This window comes from Enterobacter sp. BNK-29 (assembly GCF_048684785.1).
GTDB classification, from domain to species: Bacteria; Pseudomonadota; Gammaproteobacteria; order Enterobacterales; family Enterobacteriaceae; genus Enterobacter; species Enterobacter cloacae_M.
The window spans coordinates 218,530-242,812 of the sequence record NZ_JBLQTU010000004.1; the positions used below are offsets into that span (position 1 = coordinate 218,530).

The 24,283-nt window shown below is 60.4% G+C and carries 5 protein-coding genes; 4 read left to right on the top strand and 1 reads right to left on the bottom strand.

Annotated features, from left to right (window positions below; genetic code table 11):
* The first annotated feature begins 61 nt into the window (after positions 1-61).
* The 3 genes from ACMGGX_RS20710 (at position 62) to ACMGGX_RS20720 (ending at position 21,596) form a co-directional block, all read left to right on the top strand.
* Entirely contained in the window at positions 62-18,067 is an 18,006-nt protein-coding gene (locus ACMGGX_RS20710; RefSeq protein ID WP_420298895.1) for an Ig-like domain-containing protein, read from the top strand.
* A 176-nt stretch (positions 18,068-18,243) separates the two neighbouring features.
* The gene (locus tag ACMGGX_RS20715; RefSeq protein ID WP_420298896.1) at positions 18,244-20,424 is read left to right on the top strand and encodes a type I secretion system permease/ATPase; all 2,181 of its coding nucleotides are present in this window, start codon (positions 18,244-18,246) and stop codon (positions 20,422-20,424) included.
* Positions 20,421-21,596 carry an HlyD family type I secretion periplasmic adaptor subunit gene (locus ACMGGX_RS20720; RefSeq protein WP_420298897.1) on the top strand — a complete coding sequence of 392 codons (1,176 nt, stop codon included), beginning with the start codon at positions 20,421-20,423 and terminating at the stop codon, positions 21,594-21,596. The genes ACMGGX_RS20715 and ACMGGX_RS20720 overlap by 4 nt, the downstream gene beginning before the upstream one ends.
* Before the next feature lie 35 nt (positions 21,597-21,631).
* Here the strand turns inward: ACMGGX_RS20720 and ACMGGX_RS20725 are convergent, their stop codons facing one another.
* The gene (locus ACMGGX_RS20725) at positions 21,632-22,516 is read right to left on the bottom strand and encodes a hypothetical protein (RefSeq protein WP_063439474.1); all 885 of its coding nucleotides are present in this window, start codon (positions 22,514-22,516) and stop codon (positions 21,632-21,634) included.
* A 275-nt stretch (positions 22,517-22,791) separates the two neighbouring features.
* Between ACMGGX_RS20725 and ACMGGX_RS20730 the strand changes: the two genes are divergently transcribed.
* Entirely contained in the window at positions 22,792-24,255 is a 1,464-nt protein-coding gene (locus ACMGGX_RS20730; RefSeq protein WP_420298898.1) for an EAL domain-containing protein, read from the top strand.
* Positions 24,256-24,283: the final 28 nt, after the last annotated feature.

Genomic DNA, 24,283 nt, shown 5'->3' on the forward strand with positions numbered 1-24,283 from the left:
ATAGCTACATCCGTCTGGTGGACATATCCACAGGAATCCGTACACCTGCAAGGAGAAGAATATGAGTAACATAAAAGTTGTTGATGTCATCATTCGCAAAACGGCGGAGAAAACCAAATTAACCGGCGAAGGAAATTTGTCGGTCTCTATTTCATCGCCGAGCGTGATTGAAATCCAGGGCTCTGCTCAGGATGTGGCGCGTTATGTCCGCCAGGGTAAAGATCTCCTCATTTATATGAAAGATGGCAGCGTTATTCGCTGCAATAACTATTTTGTCGAAGATCCAGAAACGCATAATCAGTCAGAGCTGGTGTTCAACGACCGTCAGGAACTGACGCATATTTCTTTTGCCGATGCCGGGGAAGCGTCAGGCGTTGCGGTGACCGAGTTAACCGCGCAGGCCACACCGATTAGCAGCATTCAACCTTTCCTCGAGCAGGAAAGTGTTTTAAGCGACGCGCCGTGGGGCTGGATTGCGGGAGCGGCGTTAGGCGGCGGTGCCATCGGGGCACTGCTGGCAAACGGCGGTGACGGCAAAACTAAAACAAAAGTCATTGATAATACGAAAGAAGTTGAAAGCGCCACGCCGACCTTCCTGCTGTCGGATAAAGCGGGTGACAAGCAGGGCGTGCTGAGCGCAAACGAGATCACGGACGACAGCACCCCAACCTTTAGCGGTACTGGTCAGCCGGGCGCGACCATCCAGATCAAAGACAGCAGCGGCAGCACCATTGCCAGCACCATGGTCGGTACAGACGGCACGTGGACGGTAATATTACCGACCCAGACGGACGGGGAGCACACCTGGTCGGTCGTGCAGATCGACGGCAGTAAAACCACCTCTGCGGGCAGTATCACCGTGACGGTCTCTACCGCCGATGCCGCCATTACGCTGGCCACCACGGCGGGCGATAACGTGCTGAACGCCAGCGAGCAATCCGCGGGCTTTACGCTTTCCGGTGCCAGCAAAAACCTGGCGCAGGGTACCGCACTCACCGTGACGCTGAACGGCAAAACCTATGCGGCTGAAGTCGGGGCAGACGGCGCGTGGAGTGTTAACGTGCCTGCGGCGGACGCGCAGACGCTGGGCGACGGAACCTGGACGGTTAGCGTTAGCGGTAAAGACGCGGCGGGTAACACCGTCAGCGGAAGCCAGACGATTGGAGTGGATACCACCGCGCCAACCCTCTCTGTCGATACCCTCGCGCAGGACAACATCATTAATGCGGCTGAGCACAGCCAGCCGCTGACCCTGACCGGTAAAACGAATGCGGAAGCCGGTCAGATCGTCACGGTCACGCTGAACGGTAAAAACTATAACGCCACGGTGGGCAGCGACGGCACCTGGTCCGTGACGCTTGATGTGAACGACGTGCAGGCGCTCAATGAGGGTAATCACACCCTGACGGTTAACGTGAGCGACAAAGCGGGCAACGGCTCGTCCGTAACGGCAGATTTCACGGTGGATACCGCCGCGCCGGTCGTCACCGTCCATACCGTGGCGGGCGACGATATCCTCAATATCAGCGAGCAGGGCCAGGCGCACATTATTTCCGGCCAGGCGAGCGGTGCCGCCGCGGGTGATGTGGTCACCGTGACCCTTGGCGGCCAGACCTTCACCGGCGTGGTGCTGGCGGACGGCAGCTGGAGCGTGGGCGTTCCGGCGTCCGTGCTGGGCGCGCTGGGTGAAGGGAACCACACGCTTTCGGTTTCCGTCACTGACGCGGCAGGCAACACCGGCAGCGCCACGCACGGCATTACGCTGAGTGGACACCCGCCGGAATTTACGATTGACGCCATCAGCCAGGATAACGTCCTGAATGCCCGGGAGGCGATGCAGCCCCTGAGTCTGACCGGCACCAGCAATCTGCCGGACGGCACCGCCGTCACCGTGATGCTGAACAACGTCAGCTATCAGGCAACCGTCGAAAACGGTATCTGGGCGGTCCAGGTGCCGGTTTCCGACGTTCTGAATCTGGCGAACACGCTTTATACCGTCAGCGTCAGCGGGACCGACAGCGTTGGGAACAGCGGTTCTGCCGAAGCGAATCTGCTGGTTGATACCGTTCTTCCGCAGGTCATTATCAATACGTTTGCGGGCGACAACCTGGTCAATAACGCCGAAGCGGGCGTCGATCAAACTCTCAGCGGTCGCGTTACCGGCGCGGCGGCGGGCGATACCGTCACCATCACAGCGGGCGGCAAGAGCTACACCGCAACGGTTGGCAGCGATCTGACCTGGAGCCTGAAAATCCCGTCAGCGGATCTTCAGGCGTTCGGCGACGGGGATTTAACCTTCACCGCGTCCGTCACCAACGGGCACGGCAATACCGGCACCGGCGAGCGGGATATCAATATCAACGCGGAGCTGCCGGGCCTGCGCGTGAACACCATTTCCGGCGATGACGTGATCAACGCGATCGAACAGCAGCAGGATCTGAGCGTCACCGGCTCCAGCACCCATCTGGCCGCGGGCACGCAGATTGTTGTCACCATCAACAGCGTGGAGTACGTCACCGCGGTTAACGCCAGCGGCAGCTGGCAGATCGGCGTTCCGGCGGCGGACCTGCAGGCCTGGACGGCGGGCGGCATGACGGTTAGCGTCAGCGCGGTAGATGCCTGGGGCAATCCCGTTTCGGCTGAGCACCCGATTGAACTCAATCTGAACGCCGTGGCGGTCACTATTGATACCGTCTCCGGCGATGACCTGCTGAATGCGGCAGAAAAAGGCAGTGATTTAACCCTTTCCGGCCAGACGCAGGGCGTGGAGGCGGGGCAGACCGTGGTGGTGAAATTCGCCGACCAGACCTTCACCGCGCAGGTGCAGCAGGATGGCTCCTGGAGCCTGACCGTACCCGCTAGCGCCATGGAAACCCTGATCGACGGGCGCGCGCAGGTGAGAGTCAGCGTCACTAACATCAGCGGCAACAGCGCGGACGCCGCGCGCGTGGTCACGGTGGATACGCAGCCTCCGGCGATTACGCTCGATAACCTGACCGACGACAACATCATCAACGCGGCAGAAGCGCAGCAGGATTTAGCCTTAAGCGGTACCAGCACTGCGGAAGCGGGCCAGACGGTCACCGTGACGCTGAACGGCAAAACGTATCAGACCACGGTTCAGGCGGACGGTACATGGCAGCTGAGCGTGCCTGCGGCTGACGTGGGTGCCCTGACGGACGGCATTGTGACCGTGACGGCCACCGTGAGCGACGTGGCGGGCAACGCCAGCAGCGCGGACCGCGTGGGTCTGGTGGACGCAACCGTACCGCAGGTGACCATTAACGACTTTGTCACCGACACCAACACAGTTAACCAGCTCGCCCATTCACAGGCGCAAATCCTGAGCGGCTCCGTCACCGGTGCGGCAGCTGGCGACCTGGTCACTATCACCATTAACAGCGTTGATTACACCACCGTGGTGGATGCAGCGGGGAACTGGAGCCTTGGCCTGCCGGCGTCCGTCGTGCAGGGGCTGACTGACGGCACCTGGACAATCGACGTCTCCGTGACCGACAGGTCCGGTAATACCGGAAGCAGTTCGCTGGATGTGGTGGTGAATACCGTGACGCCTGTCATCGGTATCAACACGCTGGCGGCGGACGACGTGATCAACGCGACCGAGAAGGGCGAAGATCTGCTTCTCTCCGGCACCAGCAACCAGCCGGAAGGCACGACCATTACGGTGACCCTGAACGGCATTCACTACACCGCCACCGCTGACGCCAGCGGAAACTGGAGCGTGACCGTACCGGCCTCGGCCGTAAGCGCGCTTGGAGAAGCCCATTACACCGTGACGGCGAGCGTCACGGATAGCGTAGGCAACAGCGCCTCAACCTCGCACGATGTGCTGGTCGACAGCTCTCTGCCGGTGGTAACGATCGACACGCTGGCGGGCGACAATATCGTTAACGCAGCGGAAGTAGCGGCAGGGCAAACCCTGACCGGTAAGGTGACGAACGCGGCGGCAGGTGACACTGTCACTATTATCCTTGGCGGCCAGACGTACACGGCTACCGTGCAGGACGATCTGACCTGGAGCCTGCCGTTAACCGAGAGCCAGTTAACCGCGCTCGGCAACGGCGACCTCACCGTATCCGCCAGCGTGACCAACGCGCACGGCAATACCGGCTCTTCTTCTCACGACTTCACCATCGACGCCCAGCTCCCGGGACTGCGTATTGATACCGTGGCGGGTGACGACGTGATCAACGTGATTGAACACGCTCAGAACCTGATTGTGTCCGGTACCAGCACCGATCTGGCGGCGGGCAGCACCGTGACCGTGACCATCAACGGCAAAACCTATTCGGCAACGGTACTGGCGGACGGCACCTGGCAGGCGGCGGTACCGGCGGCTGACGTCTCCCAGTGGGCGGACGGTTCGCTGGATATCAAGGCAGGCGCGCAGGACGCTTCCGGCAACCCGGTGGCTATCGGCACCGTTGTGGATGTGGATCTCACCCCGGTTGCCATCAGCATCGACAGCGTGACCGACGATAACGTGCTTAACGCGGCGGAAAAAGGCCAGGACCTGGTGCTTTCCGGCACCACCTCCAACGTGGAAGCGGGCCAGACCGTGACTATTACCTTTGCGGGTAAAACCTATACCACCACGGTGGATGCCAGCGGCGACTGGACCTGGACCGTTCCGGCAGCCGATTTGAGCGGCCTGAAAGACGGTGACGCCAGCGTGCAGGTCACCGTCACCAACGTGAACGGCAACGCGGCGTCTTCGGCGCAGGAGTTCAGCGTCGATACCACCGCGCCGACGGTGACCATCAACACCATCAGCCATGACAATATGCTGAACGCGGCAGAGGCGGCGCAGGATCTGACCCTGAGCGGCACCTCTACTGCCGAAGCGGGCCAGACGGTCACCGTGACCTTCAACGGCAATCAGTACACCGCGCAGGTGCAGGCGGACGGCAGCTGGACGCTCGACGTTCCGGCGGCGGATATGGCAGGCATCGCCGACGGCAGCGCGGCGGTCACGGCGACGGTGTCCGATAAGGCAGGCAACCCGGCCAGCGCGGGCTCTTCGGTGCTGGTCGACACCACCGTACCGCAGATTAGCTTCAACGTCGTCGCGGGCGACGACGTCGTGAATATTGCCGAGCACGGCCAGGCGCTGATCGTCTCCGGCAAGGTCACGGGCGCGCAGGCGGGCGACGTGATTACCGTGACCCTGAACGGCAAAGACTACACCGCCATGCTGGACGCTTCCGGCAGCTGGAGCGTGGGCGTTCCGGCGGCGGACGTGGGCGCGCTGGTGAACGGCGAGCAGACGATCTCCGCGACCGTCACCGATAAAGCCGGTAACAGCACCAGCGCGACGCACGAGTTTGACGTTTCCCTGACCGCGCCGGTGATTGCCATCAATACCCTGGCGGCTGACGACGTGATCAACGCGACCGAGAAAGGCCAGGATCTGCTGGTGTCCGGCACCAGCAACCAGCCGGACGGAACCACCATTACGGTGACCCTGAACGGTATCAGCTATACGGCCACCACCGACGCCAGCGGCAGCTGGAGCATCACCGTTCCGGCGGCAAACGTCTCCGCGCTGAGTGAAGCAAGCTACGTGGTGACGGCGAGCGTAACCGACGCCGCAGGCAACAGCGTGAGCACCGGCCACAGCGTGCTGGTCGACAGCGCGCTGCCGCAGGTCACCATCAATCCTGTCGCCACGGACGATGTCATTAACGCAGCGGAAGTCGCTGCCGGGCAGACTCTGAGCGGGAAAGTGAGCGGCGCGGTGAGCGGTGACACTGTCACGATTTCAATCGGCGGCAATACCTGGACCGCGACGGTTCAGGACGATCTGAGCTGGTCGGTCAACGTGCCGTCCACGGTCTTAACCGCCATCGGGAACGGCGATCTGACCGTGTCAGCCAGCGTCACCAACGGCCACGGCAACACCGGAACCGGCGAGCGCGAAATCGTTATAGATGCCAACCTGCCGGGCCTGCGCGTCGATACCGTGGCGGGCGACGATGTGATCAACAGCATTGAGCATGCTCAGAACCTGATTATCACCGGCTCCAGCGAAGGCCTGGCAACGGGCGCGGCGTTAACGGTGACCGTCAACGGCAAAACCTACGCTGCAACCGTGCTGGCGGACGGCACCTGGACGGCGGCCATTCCGGCGGCAGACGTCAGCGCGCTGAATGCGGGCACGGTCACCGTGACCGTGGAAGGCCAAAGCGCGGCGGGTAATCCGGTTTCCATCAGCCACGACGTGAAGGTGGATCTGTCGGCAGTCGCCATCAGCATTGACCCGATTGCCTCGGACGACGTAATCAACGCGGCTGAGAAAGGCGCGGACCTGGTGCTGTCCGGCTCGACCTCCAACGTGGAAGAAAACCAGACCGTCACCATCACCTTCGGCGGCAAGTCGTACACCGCGACGGTCGATGCCAGCGGCAACTGGACGGCGACCGTACCGTCCGCCGATTTGGGCAGCCTGAAGGACGGCGATGCCAGCGTGCAGGTGAGCGTCACCAACGTGAACGGCAACAGCGCGTCGGCAGGCCGCGAGTACAGCGTGGACGCGACCGCGCCGACGGTGTCTATCGAGATTGTCAGCGACAACAACATCATCAATGCGGCCGAAGCGCAGCAGGATCTGGTCGTTAACGGCGTGACCAACGCCGAAGCGGGCCAGACCGTCACCGTGACGCTGAACGGCGTGGACTACACCACCACCGTGCAGGCAAACGGCAGCTGGAGCGTGACCGTGCCGTCCGCGGATCTGAGCGGCATTACCGACGGCAACTACACCATCAGCGCCGCCGTGTCTGATAAGGCGGGCAACCCGGCCTCAGCGGATCGCGACGTGCTGGTAGATACCACCGTCCCGCAGCTGACCATCCACACCGTTTCCGACGACGACGTGATCAACAGCGCCGAGCATGCGCAAGCACTGATTGTCACGGGTTCCGTGACCGGTGCGTCGGCGGGCGACGTGGTCACCGTCACGCTCAACGGCAAATCGTACACCGCCACCCTGGATGCCTCAGGCAACTGGAGCGTGGGCGTGCCTGCGGCAGACGTAACCGCCCTGGCCGCCGGGGATTACACCATCACCGCGGCGCTGACCGATAAAGCGGGCAACAGCAACAGCGCCACGCACGGCGTGGAGGTGAATCTGACCGCGCCGGTGCTGACCATTGACACCGTTTCCGGTGACGATGTGATCAACAACGCCGAGAAAACGCAGGATCTGACGATCTCCGGTACGGCTTCCGGCCTGGCAGCAGGCGCGGTGGTGACCGTGATGCTGAACGGCAAAGCGTACAGCGCGCAGGTGGACAATAACGGAAAATGGACGACTACCGTTCCGGCGAACGAGGTCGGTCAGCTGGGCGAGGCGCTTTATACCGTCACCGCCTCAGCAACGGACAGCGTCGGCAACAATACCAGCACGTCGCACACCGTGAACGTGGAATCCGTTCTGCCGGGCGTGATTGTCAACACCATTGCGGGTGACGACGTCATTAACGCGGCGGAGCTGGCAGCCGGCCAGACCATCAGCGGTAAGGTGGTGAATGCCGAAGCGGGCAACACCGTGACCGTGACCATTGGCGGTAACAGCTACACCGCAACGGTGCAGAGCGATCTCACCTGGTCCGTGAACGTGCCGTCCGACGTGCTGACCGCGCTGGGTAACGGCGATTTGACGGTGTCAGCCTGCGTCACGAACGGGGTGGGCAATAGCGGAACGGGCGAGCGCGAAATCGTGATAGACGCTAACCTGCCGGGCCTGCGCGTGGATACCGTGGCGGGTGACGACGTGATCAACAGCATCGAACGTACTCAAAACCTGATTATCACCGGCACCAGCGACGGGCTGGCGGCGGGCGCGGCGCTGACCGTGACCGTCAACGGCAAAACCTATCCGGCGACCGTGCTGGCGGACGGCACGTGGAGCGCGGCCATCCCGGCGGCGGACGTCGGAGCCCTGGCAGCAGGCACGGTTACCGTGACCGTTGCGGGCCAGAGCAGCGCCGGTAACCCGGTCTCCATCAGCCACGATGTGACGGTGGATCTGACGAGCGTTGCCATCAGCATTGACGCCATCGCCACCGATGACGTGATTAACGCGGCCGAGAAGGGCGTGGATCTGGTGCTCTCGGGGGCGACCTCGAACGTTGAGGAAAACCAGACCGTCACCATCACCTTCGGCGGCAAGAGCTACACCGCGACCGTCGGCACCGACGGCAAATGGACCGCCACGGTGCCAGCGGCCGATCTGGCGGGCCTGAAAGACGGCGACGCCAGCGTGCAGGTGAGCGTCACCAACGTGAACGGCAACAGCGCCTCGGCGGGCCGCGAGTACAGCGTGGATGCAACCGCGCCGTCCGTGACCATTAATACCCTGGCGACCGACGATATTCTGAACGCCGCCGAAGCGCAGGCCGATCTGACCGTATCCGGCACCACCACCGCCGAAGCGGGCCAGACGGTCACCGTATCGCTGAACGGCAAAGACTACACCACAACCGTCAGCGCAGACGGCAGCTGGACGCTGAACGTCCCGGCGGCCGATCTGGCTGGATTAACCGACGGCAGCGTCACCGTTACCGCATCGGTCAGCGACAAAGCGGGCAACCCGGCGTCCGTGGATCACAACCTGGCGGTAGATATCACCGCGCCTGCGGTGACCATTAATACCGTGGCGGGCGACGATGTCATTAACATCGCAGAACACGGCCAGGCGCAAATCATCAGCGGCACCGCCACCGGCGCGGCAGCGGGCGATAAGGTCACCGTCACCATCGGCGGCCAGACCTACACCACCGTGCTGGACGCCGCGGGGAACTGGAGCGTGGGCGTGCCGGCGAATGTGATTTCCGGCCTCAGCGACGGCACCGTGACCGTGACTGCGTCAGTCACCGACGCGGCGGGCAACACCGGTACCGGCACGCATAACGTGACCGTCGATACCGGTCTGCCATCGGTGGCCTTCAACGCCATCAGCGATGACAACGTGCTGAACGCGGTGGAGAAAGGCCAGGACCTGAGCGTCAGCGGCACCAGCGCCAACCTCGCGGAAGGCACCGTGGTGACCGTGACCCTCAACGGTAAAAACTACACGGCCACCACGGCGGCAGACGGCACATGGAGCCTGACGGTTCCGGCAGTGGATCTGGCCGGTCTCGGCCAGGCCAACTATACCCTGAACGCGACCGCCACCAACGGCGTGGGCAACAGCGTGAGCAACACCGCGAACCTGCTGGTGGACACCGCGCTGCCGACCATCACCATCAATACCGTGGCGGGCGATAACGTCATCAACGCGGCGGAAGTGGCGGCAGGCCAGACCCTGAGCGGCACCGTAGCGAACGCCGAAGCGGGCAATACCGTCACCGTCACCCTTGGCGGCAATAGCTACACCGCAACGGTGCAAAGCGATTTGACCTGGTCCGTTAACGTGCCGTCCGACGTGCTGACCGCGCTGGGCAACGGCAGCCTGAGCGTAACGGCGACCGTCACCAACGGCCACGGCAACACCGGCACCGGCGAGCGCGAGATCGCTATCGACGCTAACCTGCCGGGCCTGCGCGTCGACACCGTCGCGGGTGATGACGTGATCAACACCATCGAGCACGCGCAGAACCTGATCGTCACCGGCTCCAGCGACGGGCTGGCGGCAGGCACCGCGCTGACCGTCACCGTCAACGGTAAAACCTATGCGGCCACGGTGCTGGCGGACGGCACCTGGAGCGCGGCAATCCCGTCAACCGACGTGAGCGCGTGGCCGGAAGGTACCGTCAAAATCAGCGTTACCGGCGACAGCTCAGCGGGCAATCCGATTACCATCAGCCACGACGTGACGGTAGATCTGGCGACCGTTGCCGTCAGCATCAATTCCATCGCTATCGACGACGTAATTAACGCGGCGGAGAAGGGCGCGGATCTGGTGCTGTCCGGTGCGACCACCAACGTGGAAGCCGGGCAGACCGTGACCATCAGCCTGAACGGCAAAATCTATAGCGCGACAGTAGACGGCAGCGGTAACTGGACTTACACCGTGCCGTCTGCGGATCTGGCACACCTCAAGGACGGTGACGCCAGCGTGCAGGTGAGCGTCACCAACGTTAACGGCAACAGCGCCTCGGCGGGCCGCGAGTACAGCGTGGACGCGACCGCGCCGTCCGTGACCATCAACACCCTTGCGGCTGACGATATTCTGAACGCCGCAGAAGCGCAGTCCGATCTGACCGTATCCGGCACCACCACCGCCGAAGCGGGCCAGACCGTGACCGTGACGCTGAACGGCAAAGACTACACCACAACCGCAGGCGCGGACGGCAGCTGGACGCTGAGCGTTCCGGCGGCAGATCTGGCATCGCTCGGCGACGGCAGCGTGACCGTGACGGCGAGCGTTAGCGACAAGGCGGGCAACCCGGCGTCGGTCGATCATACTCTGACGGTGGACGTGACCGTGCCTGCGGTGACCATCAACACCGTGGCGGGCGATGACGTGATTAACATCGCTGAGCACGCTCAGGCGCATATCGTCAGCGGCACCGCCACCGGCGCGGCAGCGGGCGATAAGGTCACCGTTACGATTGGCGGGCAGACCTACACCACCGTGCTGGACGCGGCGGGGAACTGGAGCGTCGGCGTACCGGCCAGCGTGATTTCCGGCCTCAGCGACGGCACCGTAACCGTCACGGCGTCAGTCACCGACGCGGCGGGCAATACCGGTACCGGCAGCCATAACGTGACCGTTGATACCGGCCTGCCGTCCGTTGCGTTCAACGCCATCAGCGGCGACAACGTGCTGAACGCGGTGGAAAAAGGTCAGGATCTGAGCGTCAGCGGCACCAGCGCCAACCTGGCGGAAGGCACCGTGGTGACCGTGACCCTGAATGGCAAAAATTACGCGGCCACGACGGCGGCAGACGGCACCTGGAGCCTGACCGTTCCGGCGGCGGATCTGGCGGGTCTGGGCGAAGCCAACTACACACTGAGCGCGACTGCGACCAACGGCGTGGGTAACAGCGTCAGCAATACGGCGAACCTGCTGGTCGATACCGCGCTGCCGACCGTCACCATCAATACCGTGGCGGGTGATAACGTCATCAACGCGGCGGAAGTGGCCGCGGGCCAGACCATCAGCGGTAAGGTAGCGAACGCGGAAGCGGGCAACACGGTAACCGTGACTATCGGCGGCAACAGCTACACCGCAACGGTTCAGAGCGATCTCACCTGGTCCGTGAACGTGCCGGAATCCGTCCTGACGGCGCTGGGCAACGGCGATTTGACCGTGTCAGCATCCGTCACCAACGGCCACGGCAACACGGGAGCGAGCGAGCGCGAAATCGTTATAGACGCCAGCCTGCCGGGTCTGCGCATTGATACCGTGGCGGGCGACGATGTGATCAACAGCATCGAGCACGGGCAGAACCTGATCGTTACCGGCTCCAGCGACGGGCTGGCGGCAGGCACCACGCTCACTGTGACCGTCAACGGCAAAACCTATGCGGCCTCCGTGCTGGCAGACGGCACCTGGAGCGCGGCGATCCCGGCGGCGGACGTCGGAGCCCTGGCAGCAGGCACGGTCACCGTGACCGCTGCAGGCCAGAGCGCGGCGGGCAACCCGGTGACCATCAGCCATGACGTGACCGTCGATCTGTCAGCAGTGGCTATCAGCATCGATGCGATTGCCACCGACGACGTGATTAACGCGGCTGAGAAGGGCGCGGATCTGGTGCTGTCCGGCAGCACCTCGAACGTGGAGGAAAACCAGACCGTTACCATCACCTTCGGCGGCAAGACGTACGCCGCGAAGGTGGATGCTGACGGTAACTGGACGGCCACCGTGCCGTCAGCGGATCTCGCGGGCCTTAAAGACGGCGATGCCAGCGTGCAGGTGAGCGTCACCAACGCGCACGGCAACAGCGCCTCGGCGGGCCGCGAGTACAGCGTGGACGCCACCGCGCCAACCGTGAGCATCGATACGGTCGCAGGCGATAACGTGATTAACGCCAGCGAAGCGGCTGCGGGCGTGGCCATTTCCGGCACCACCACGGCGGAAGTCGGTCAGACGGTCACCGTGACGCTGGGCGGTAAGAGCTATACCGCGCAGGTGCAGCAGGGCGGTATCTGGAGCGTGAACGTGCCGGGCACAGACCTGTCCGCACTGGCGGATAACGGCTACTCCGTGCAGGTCAGCGTGAGCGACGCCGCGGGTAACCCGGGCAGCGCGGGCAAAGCGATTACGCTTGATACCACGCCGCCGACCGTCAGCTTTAACGCCGTCGCGGGCGATGACGTCATCAACAGCGTGGAGCACGGGCAGGCGCAGATCGTCAGCGGCACCGCAACCGGTGCGAGCGTCGGCGATAAGGTGGTCATCACCATCGGTTCGAACCAGTACACCACCACCGTTGACGCCAGCGGTAACTGGAGCGTGGGCGTTCCGGCCAGCGTGATTTCCGCGCTGAACGACGGCACCGTGACCCTCAGCGCGACGATTACCGACAGCGCGGGCAACAGCAGCACCCAGACCCACGATGTGGTGGTGAACATCGCCTCCGTGGCGCTGACCATCAACACCGTTAGCGGCGATGACGTCATCAACGCGGCTGAAGCCGGTTCGTCCCTGGTGATTAACGGCTCCAGCGCCCAGTTCGCCAGCGGTACGCAGGTTACCGTGACGCTGAACGGCAAGAGCTATACGGCCACCATCCAGAGCGACGGCAGCTGGACGACCACCGTACCGGCCGCCGACGTGGGCGCGCTGGCCGATGGCGCGAGCTATCAGGTGTCCGTGTCGGCGCAGGACAGCGCGGGCAACAGCGCGTCGGCGACGCACGGCATCAGCGTGGATACCACCGCGCCAGTTGTGAGCATTGCGACGCTGTCGGGTGACGACATGCTGAACGCGCTTGAAGCGCAGCAGCCGCTGACCGTGCGCGGCTCTTCCAGCGCGGAGGCGGGTCAGACCGTCACCGTGACGCTGGGCGGCAAATCCTACACTGCAACCGTGGCAAACGACGGCACCTGGACGCTCGACGTGCCGGCGGCAGACCTGGCCACCCTGAGCCAGGGCGCGCTGACGGTGACCGCCTCGGTCAACGATAAAGCGGGTAATAACGGCCAGACCACGCACACCTTAACGGTAGACACCGTCGCGCCAACCGTGACCATCAGCACCGTGGCCGATGACGATATCGTCAACAACGCGGAGCAGCTGGCGGGTCAGACCATCAGCGGCACCACCACGGCGGAACAGGGTCAGACGGTGACCGTCTCCTTCAACGGGCACAGCTATCAGGCGACCGTCGGGGCGGACGGATCCTGGTCGGTCTTCGTGCCGGGCCGTGATTTCCTCGGCCTGAGCGACGGGGATTACACCATTACGGCTACGGTGAGCGATAAGGCGGGCAACCCGGGCAGCGCAACGCACGACGTGACGCTGAACGGCGATGTCCCAACCATCACCATTAACACCTTTGCGCAGGATGATATCGTTAACGCCGCCGAGCACGGTACGCCGCTGGTCGTCAGCGGTACCACCGACGCCCCGGCGGGCCAGACGGTGACCATCACGCTGAACGGCAAAACCTACACGGCGACCGTCCAGAATGACGGCACCTGGAGCTATACGGTGGGCAGCGCAGACGTGACCGCGCTGGCGGACGGCGGTTCGTACGTGATTAACGCGCAGGTCAGCAACACCATCGGCAACAGCGGCAGCGATAACCACAGCGTTACCGTGGATCTCACCGCGCCGTCGATGGGCATCAGCATTGACTCGCTGCAAAACGACACCGGCCTGAGCGCGAGTGATTTCATCACCAACGACGCTCAGGTGGTGGTCAACGGCTCGCTGACCGCGCAGCTCGGCAATAACGAGAAGGCGCAGATCAGCCTCGACGGCGGCACCACCTGGATTGACCTGACCGTGACCGGCACCACCTGGCGCTACACCGATGGCCGCACCCTGACGGACGGTACGTATCAGTACCAGGTGCGCGTTATCGACAACGCGGGCAACGTGGGGGCGACGGACAGCCAGGACGTGGTGATTGACCTGACCATGCCTGTAGCAACGACGATTACGGTCGATTCCATCACCCAGGATACGGGCCTGTCCGGCAGCGACTTTATCACCAGCGACAGCCAGATCAGCCTGAAAGGGACGCTCGGCGCGGCGCTGGGCAGCGGCGACCACGCGCAGATCAGCCTCGACGGCGGCGTTACCTGGACCGATGTGAGCGTCAGCGGCCTGAGCTGGACCTATGTCGATGGCCGCACGCTGGCCGACGGGGATTATAACTACCAGCTGCGCGTGATTGACGACGCGGGCAATATCAGCGCCACCGCCAGCCAGGTGGTGACCATTGATACGGTTGCGCCGGACGCGAGCAAAACCATCGCCATCGACAGCATCAGCGACGATACCGGCCTGAGCAGCAGCGACTTTGTCACTAACGATACGTCCCTGACGCTGCACGGCTCGCTCGGCGCGACGCTGGCCGACGGCGAATATGCCCAGATCAGCATCGACGGCGGCGTCACCTGGCAGAACGTGATCGTCACCGGCAACAGCTGGTACTACGTCGATAGCCGCACGCTGGGCAACCAGACCTATGACTACTACGTTCGCGTGGTGGATGCGGCGGGCAACGTGGGAGCCAGCGCCCATCAGCAGGTGACCGTCGATACGGTCGCCCCGGATGCGGCGATTACGGTGACCGTGGATAACATCACCGTGGATACCGGCTTCGACAATAACGACTTCCTGACCAGTTCGACCTCGTACACGCTGCACGGAACGCTCGGCGCAGAACTTGGCGCGGGTGAATTCGTGCAGGTGAGCATGGACGGCGGCAGCACCTGGGTGTACGCCACCGTCAGCGGTACGCAGTGGAGCTACAGCGACACCCGTACCCTGACCGACGGTAGCCATAACTATCAGGTGCGGGTCGTTGACCAGGCGGGGAACGTCGGGGCCACCACCTCGCAGGCGGTGACGGTGGATACGCAGGCGCCGCAGTACGGCGTCACCATCGACAGCATCAGCGAAGATACCGGCCAGTCCGGGAGTGATTTCATCACCATGGACACCACGCTGACCATCAACGGTTCGCTGGGCAGCGCGCTGGCAAACGACGAGCGCGTGCAGATCAGCCTGGACGGCGGGAACACCTGGCTCGATACCACGGTCACCAACCAGCGCTGGAGCTACACCGATACCCGCGATCTGCCTGACGGGGACTACACCTACCAGGTGCGGATTATCGACCAGGCGGGCAACGTCGGCTCCACCGCCTCTCAGGTGGTGACGGTAGACACCACGCCGCCATCGACGGTAGGTACGGTAGTGAGCTATACCGACGGCGAAGGCGAGCGTCAGGGCACCTTTGGCAGTGCGGTGGCAACGGACGATAACTCGCCGCTGATCAACGGTACGCTTAACCGCGCTCCGGACGACGGTGAAATTGTGCAGCTCTATCGTGACGGGGTCCTGCTCGGCCAGGTGACCATGAACGGCAGCGCAAGCTGGTCCTTCCAGGACAACGGCCTCAGCGACGGCAACCACACTTACATTGTGCGCGTCACCGACAGGGCCGGTAACTACACGGAATCGGACGGCTTTGTGCTGAACGTCGATACCAGCATCCCGACCACCACGGCGGCGATTACCGCGCAGACCACGTCGGACACCACGCCGATTGTCAGCGGTACCGTCTCCGCTGACCTGGTGAACGGTGAATACCTGGTGGTAACGGTAAACGGAAAAACCTACACCTCCCAGACCGGCGGCGCGGTGGTGGTCGATCCGGACCACAACACCTGGTATCTGCAGATCCCGGACGGCGATGCGCTGAGCGTGTCGAGCTACAGCGTGACGGCGCAGGTGAAGAGCAGCGCGGGTAACGGCAATACCACCGGTACGGCGACCGGCAGCCTGGTGATTGATACCACCTCGGTGAATACCGACTGGGCAACCACGGCGGGGAACAGCAACAACTCCACCATGACCCTCGGCATGAACAGCAGCGGTCTTTGGAACATCATTGCTAACGGCCAGTCCTACTCCAGCAGCGATAGCTCGACCTATGCCGGGAATACGCTGACCAACACCCGTAGCTACTACGTGGTGAGCCAGACCGCCGCCGACTTTGACCGTAACGGCACGCAGGATATCTTCGCGACGGAGACCACCTACTCGGGCTCTACGCAGGTGATGTGGACCTACGATGGCAGCACCTATAACGCCAGCCAGCTGGCGATGGGCACCACCATCTGGTACGGCGGCGTGATTGCGTACGATAAAACCGGCGATGGCTATCTGGATCTGGCGTACGGCGATGCCGGCATGGACTCACTGACCTACCTGGTGAACAACAACGGCGTTCTGTCCCCGGATGGCACCGGTGGCGAAGGTGGTTTCTACGGTCAGTTCGATTCCGGGCGCGAAATCTCCGGCGTCGACCTGAACAACGACGGCACGGTGGATATCGTTCAGCACACCAACCGCAGCGGCGCGTACTCGTTAACCGTGATCAACAACAACGGTAACGGCACGCTCTCTATCGGTCAGAACCTGACCAACGTGTTTGTGGCCAACGCCTCGAATACCACCACGGCGGCGTCCATGACGTGGGCGGACTTCAACGGCGATGGCTACATGGATCTGTACCTGGGCAGCAGCTACAACAACAACGGCGGGGTAATTTACTACAACGACGGTACCGGGAAGCTCTCTGCTACCAAGAGCGCGGTGGAAGCCTCTAACGCCACGGCGGGGTATCTGTCGGTGGCGGTGGACTGGAACGGTGACGGGCAGATGGACATCATCAAGCTCAGCAGCTACGGCGGCTCGCAGACGGCGACCCTGTTCACCAACAACGGCTACGGTTCCACCTGGACCTCCAGCCAGCTGGCTTCCGGCCTGGCGAACGTTACCGGTGTGGCCGCAGTCGACTACAACTGGGACGGCGCGCAGGATCTGCTGGTCTCTCAGCAGAACGGCAAGGTGGTGCTGGTGCAAAACAGCAAAACCATTGCTGACGGCACCGCGATGCACCTGCACATTGTCGACAGCGAGGGCATCAACGCCTACTACGGCAACACGGTCAATCTGTACAACGCCGCGGGCGTGCTGGTGGCCTCGCAGATCATCAACGCCCAGTCCGGTATCGGGTCGAACGATACCTCTGCGCTGGTGAGCTTCTACGGTCTGGATCCGAATGAAACCTATTCGGCCGAGATCCTGAAGATCACCAACGGCGTGTCGGATAACGTCACCTGGAGCGGTCTGGAGGCGGGCAACGGCAAAGAGGGCTACGTCCTGACGGCCGAAGCCGCCACCGGCGGCCACAGCGGGACCATCACCGGGACCGGGTATAACGACACCTTTATCGCAGAGGACGGCACCTATACCTACAACGGCTCCGGCGGCTGGAATACCCATTCCGACTACGACACCTGGAGCAACACCGGCGGGATGGACGTGGTGGATTACCGGAATGCGACCTCCGGCGTGACCGTTGATTTGCGCCTCTCTACCGCGCAGGACACCGGGTTCGGCACGTCACGACTGCTCAACATTGAGGGGATCAACGGCTCGGACTTCGACGACGTCATTACCGGCAACAGCGGTGATAACCAGTTCGAAGGCCGCGGCGGGAACGACACCTTCAACATCGGCAGCGGCGGTCACGATACGTTGCTCTACAAGCTGATCAACGCCTCGGATGCAACGGGCGGTAACGGTCACGACGTGGTGAACGGCTTTACGGTCGGCACCTGGGAAGGGACCGCGGACACGGATCGTATTGACCTGCGCGATCTGCTCTCCGGCAGCGGCTATACCGGCACGGGCTCGGCGAGCTACGTGAACGGCGTGGCCACGCTGGACAGCAGCGCGGGCAATATCAGCGATTACATCCGCGTGGTGCAGAACGGCAGCAATACCGAGATCCAGGTTGACCTGGACGGTACCGGCGGTCAGTTCTCGCCGACCACGCTGGTGACGCTGAACGGCGTGCAGACGGATCTGGCGACGCTGCTGGCAAACCATCAGCTGTTAATTGCGTAAACCAACGCCGCGGGGAGCGATCCTCGCGGCCTTTTGCGTTTCTTTACATGAATAGCGATAACCCTATATTTCACATGATTATTTTGCGGGCTCGTTTAGAAAGTGTTCGATTTTTAATCATTCCGTAAAGGTATCATTTCAGTGCGAAATTACCGCTCTGGACAGGACGTAGCATTATGAAGACACATCCACAGTACGAACCCTGGCTGCAGGGCATGCTCATCATCGCGAAGCACTACCGGCTGGATTTCTCAGCGGAGCATGTTCGGGTCACGATTAACCATGAAAGCCAGTCTCCGCGCCAGCTGGTGCTGGAGGAGATGGCGCGCCAGCTTGGGCTGGGGATGCGTATGGTGGCGGCTGAAGCGGTATCCCTCGATCCGTGGCGCCTGCCGCTGCTGGCGGAATTCACCGGCGGACAAATCGCGGTCATTAACCGCATGGACAGCGAAGGCAACGTCAGCCTGCAGTTTAGCGGCGACGGCGGCCTGGAGACCACGCTGACGCGTGACGAGCTCGGGGCGCGGTTAAAAGGGCTGATGGTGTTGCGCCCGCTCGAATCCACGCCGGATGCCCGCGTGGACGACTACATCAAACCCTATGAGAAAAACTGGTTCTGGCAGCTGGCGCTGAAGGACTGGCGACGCTATAGCGACATTATGCTGGTGGCGCTGGTTGCCAACGTGCTGGCGCTCTCCGGCATGGTTTTCTCGATGCAGGTGTACGACAGGGTGGTGCCGTCGCAGTCGGAAGCCACGCTGTGGGTGCTGTTTGGCGGCGTGATGATCGCCATCGTGTTCGAATTCATCATGCGCATGCTGCGCGTGCATATTTCTGACGTGGTGGGGAAGCGCGCCGACCTGCGCATCTCTGAACGCGTGTTTGCCCACGCGCTGCGGATTAAAAACGGCGCGCGATCCAAATCCACCGGATCCTTTATCGCCCAGATCCGCGAGCTGGAGTCGGTGCGCGAGCTCATTACCTCGACCACCATTGCGGCGATTTCCGATCTGCCGTTCTTCCTGCTGTTCGTCTTTATTCTGTGGATGATTGGCGGGCCGCTGGTGCTGGTGGTTCTGCTCGCCGTGCCGCTGCTGCTCATCCCCGGCCTGCTGGTGCAGCGCCCGCTGGGGAAACTCTCCAGCGAAGGGATGCGTGAATCCGCCATCCGCAACGCCACGCTGGTAGAAGCGGTGCAGGGCATTGAAGACATCAAGCTGATGCGCGCCGAGCAGCGTTTCCAGAACCAGTGGAACAACACCAACGACGTCGCCGCCAGCGTCGGCATGAAGCAGCGCTGGCTGACGGGGTTACTGCTGACCTGGACACAGGAGGTGCAGTCCATCGTCTACGCGGTGGTGCTGCTGGTGGGCTGTTACCTGGTCATCAGCGGCGACATGACTACCGGTGCGCTGGTGGGAACCTCGATTCTGGCGTCGCGTACCATCGCGCCGCTGTCGCAGATCTCAGGCGTGCTTTCGCGCTGGCAGTCGGCAAAGGTGGCCCGCAAGGGGCTGGACGACCTGATGCAGCGCCCGATTGACGATCCGCAGCACGGCAAGAAGGTGCACAAGGCCCACCTGCGCGGCGACTATGCGCTTGAGGACGTCGGGTTTTATTACGACGAGGAAGAAAAACTCACCGTGCTCAACATCAGCAAGCTGCAGATCCGCGCCGGAGAGCGCGTGGCGGTGCTCGGGCGCAACGGCTCCGGTAAAAGCACGCTGCTGCAGCTGCTGGCGGGCATGCAGGAGCCGCAGCAGGGCAGCATCCTGCTCGACGATATCGCCCTCAATCATCTGGACCCGGCCGACGTGCGTCGCGACATGCAGCTGCTCAGCCAGCAGGCCCGGCTGTTCTTTGGCTCCGTGCGGGACAATATCCTGATGGGGAACCCGTTAGCCACCGACGATGAGATTCACCAGGCGCTGGTCAACAGCGGCGCGCTGGATTTTGTGCGAAAACAGAAAATGGGGCTGAACTACATCGTCAACGAGGGCGGCGCAGGCCTCTCCGGCGGCCAGCGTCAGGCGCTGCTGCTGGCGCGTGCCCTGATTACTTCGCCGAATATCCTGCTGCTGGACGAGCCTACCGCCTGGCTGGACGAAATGAGCGAGAAGCAGTTTATTCAGCATCTTCACAAATGGCTGGGTAAACGCCGGACGCTGGTGGTGGCGACGCATCGCCTGCCGATTCTGGATTTAGTTGACCGCATCATCGTGCTGGAAAACGGCAAGGTTGTGATGGACGGCCCGCGCGATGCGATCCTGCACCAGCACGGCATGGCGCCGCAGAAAGCCGCGCAGCGCACCGTGACCATGAAGCCGGCGGCGGTTGCAGAGGAGGGAGCGGCATGAATGATTTCTCTCGTTTCAATAGCCGACTGAAGGAGCCGCGCCTGCCGCGCTCGTCGCTGGTGGCATGGTCCCTGTTCGCCCTGCTGGCGGTGTTTATCTCCTGGGCAAGCCTGTTCCATCTGGATGAAGTGACGACCGGCAGCGGCAAGGTCATACCGTCTTCGCATGAGCAGGTCATCCAGTCCCTGGAAGGCGGCATCATCCACAGCCTGATGGTGCGCGAAGGCGACATCGTGGAACGCGGGCAGCAGCTCGCGCAGCTTGACCGGACAAAAACCGAGTCGAGCGTGCTGGAGAGCGAGTCTCGCCTGAATGCGGCGCTGGCAACCGCTGCGCGCCTGAAGGCCGAGGTGAACGACACGGAGCTCGCGTTTCCGGAGGAGCTGGATGACGACGTTGAGCTGGTCAAACAGGAAACGGCGCTCTACCAGTCCCGTCGTGAAAGTCTCGAAAAAGGGCTGGCCGGGTTGCGTCAGGGCGCCGAGCTGGTGCAGCGCGAGCTGTCGTTAACCCGACCGCTGGTGACCCAGGGAGCGGCCAGCAAGGTTGAGGTGTTACGTCTTGAGCGGCAAAAAAATGAGCTTGAGAATAAAATCACCGAGATGAAAAACCAGTATTACGTTCGCGCCCGTGAGGAGCTGGCGAAAGCCAATGCGGAGATTGAGGCCCAGCGTTCGGTGATGAAAGGGCGTGAGGACTCCCTGACCCGGCTGACCTTCAATGCTCCGGTTCGCGGGATCGTGAAGGATATTGACGTCACGACCGTGGGAGGCGTTATCCCGCCGAACGGCAAGCTGATGAGCCTTGTCCCGCTTGACGATCAGATGGTAGTCGAAGCGAAAATCTCGCCGCGCGATGTGGCGTTTATCCATCCCGGCCAGAAAGCGCTGGTGAAAATTACGGCCTATGACTACTCCATTTACGGCGGGCTGGAAGGGGAAGTGACCATGATTTCGCCGGACACCCTGCAGGATGAGGTGAAAAGGGATGTCTACTACTATCGCGTCTATATACGTACCGACAGTAACCATCTGACCAATAAGCAGGGTCAGGAATTTCCGGTCTTTCCGGGCATGATTGCCACCGTTGATATTAAAACCGGCAGCAAAACCATTCTGGATTATCTGTTGAAACCGCTGAACAAGGCAAAAGAGGCGCTGCGGGAACGATAGGGGAACGGCGTTCGGAACTCCGAACGCCTGCTGGATTATACGGTTGACGTCACGTTGTGAGCGTGGCGTCGCTCTTTAGGCACAACGTTGATGTAATGCGTAACATACGCAAAATATAAACCGGCATAATTTTCGACAAGGTCGATAAACGCCGGGTATATCGACATCCGACCATCACCACGATCTTTAAGATATCCCGCCTCTTGTGCCGACTTGATAATTCGGTTGACGTGGATGCGTGAAACAAAAAATTCTTTTGCGAGCGTGCTGGCTGAAAAGTCAATGACCGCACCGTGAGCAGATTTATTTTTCATGGCCTGCAGATAGATATAAAGCATAATCATACGGCCGCCATCTTTATCAATAAATAATCCTACCTCAGGCAACACCTTTCTGAACGTTAATCCTCGAAAAAGATATTCAGCCGCGCGGCGGAAGAAGTTGTTTCTCAAAATATCATTATCCAGCAGATTAACATTAATATTAAATGCCGGATAAAGAATGCTGACGGGCAAAAAAGCGCCGGACATATAACGCTTGAGTTCATTGAGTCCTTTTTCAGTTGGCGCGATTCTCGTTTTGCGTCGATCATCCGTGCAGCGCCAGGTCCTGATGCGCCCGGTGGTTCTCAGTATCGTAATGATCGCAATCACGCTGTTGGGGCTGGCTATTTTATAGCGAGAGCATAGCTCTTTAATCTCTGAAACTGACTCGGCCTGATTTCCAAAAATAAAACAACACATGGAGAGAATAATGTTAAATCGTGATTCCTGCAGCATTGTCTTGTAGAACAAAGGTTGTTTTTTGTAGATGGTGTCATTAATTGTGTAGTGCTCTAATATTGCCTCACCGAATCGCGGATTGTTCTTTATAACATCCCTTCGATGTAGCAAGGCCCTGGATGAGATGTGATTATCCATAGCATTTTTCTCGTATTTGAATGAGCCGATAGATGAAGTGTCCACTCTTCTTTTCGGAATTTTCATTATACCCTGAGAATAAGATGTTTGCCGTTGTTATTTGCAAAGAAAAGTACATTTAAACGACGGTGATTAACGCAAAGATGTTCCTGTGAGTTGAGCTGATATCTGTTTCTTACCCTGAGGCGGTACTGTAAAATTAATGTTTATAACAGGTGCGTTAAATTTTACGTATTCACAAATGGAAATGGCGCCTTAGTGCCCAGGAGCAGTTTATGACCCACAAAATTTCTCTCAGAAATGAGGCGTGCGATGAACATAAATTTGTCATCTCCGCCTGCGGTTTTACGTTCCAGGGATATCGTCTGATCCTTAACCAGTACGGAATACAGGCTTCGCATATTCACTTTGACGGGGATGAGACATCCCAACAGGATCTGGAAAATATCCTTATAAATCAGAGCGCTCATATTGTGGTGTTTCTCGGAAAAGGTATCGTCAGTCTCCTGGAAAGCCTGAAGCGACTGGCATCCGTGCTCAATGCACTTCCCGTTATTCGACGCGTCACCCTGTATGGCGACATACCGGATGGCTGGCTATATCGCACCCTGGGCACTCTTTTAAATAATAGTTATCAATTATCATTGATTCGCATAGCCCGCGTTTCAGATGTCATCACTGGTTCTCAAACGCACCATCATGTTTTTAAAGATCGTTCGTACTTATTACGCGATCGCTACAAGGATAATTCTTCGCAAGATAACGTAAAGTGGCTAACAAAAAGAGAGATTGACGTTTTATTAAATTTCTACCGCGGCATGTCCGTAAAAGAAATGTGTGATGAAATGGGGCTTTCTAATAAAACGGTTTATACGCACCGAAAGGAAGGCGTGCTGAAATTACGCTTAATTAAGCGGTGGTTACACGATTCGCACAATTTTAATGCGGAAAGAAGTATCAAGCGGCGGAGTCAAAATACGGAGTTTACGGATAAGGAAGCAGAGATTTTTAATGCATTATATAAAAAGGAAATTTTCCCTGCTTATCAGATCATTACCGATCGTGACAAAAAAGGCGTAGGCTTTGAGATACTGATCCGCTGGAATAAAAACGGTAAAATTGTCAAGCCGGCCAGTTTTCTCACGGATATTTCAAACCATGAGATATGGTTGAAAATAACGGCGCTAGTCATCCATGCTGCCGTGTCCGGGATTAATAAGTATAACGGTAAATACTATTTTTCTGTGAATATTCCGCCTCGCCTGGCTTCCGGGAATGCATTGCCTGATATGGCAAAGAAAGCTATCGACATGCTGCTCAAACCGCAGTGGGCCGAGAAGCTGGTCTTTGAATTCGCAGAAGATATTGACGTGACGAAGGACAAAAGGATCCCTGAAACCATGCGGCATTTGCGTAATACGGGGTGTCGATTGTTCCTGGATGACTGCTTCTCTAATCATCAAACCATGTTCCCGGTGCGGCAGGTGCATTTTGATGGTCTTAAGCTGGATCGCGATATCGTTGAGCATTTTGTGGCAAACGACAATGACTATAACCTGATTAAAGCGATACAGATTTACAGCGACATGACCGGAACGGACTGTATTGCCGAGGGGGTTGATAGTGAAGAAAAGTTTGAAAAATTAGTCGCGCTGGGCGTCAAAAACTTTCAGGGATATTATTTATCGCGGGCCGTGAAAGAGGAAGAGTTAGACCGCATGGTCAGGATTTTTAGCTAAGAAAAATAAAGCCCCGAAGGGCCTTTTG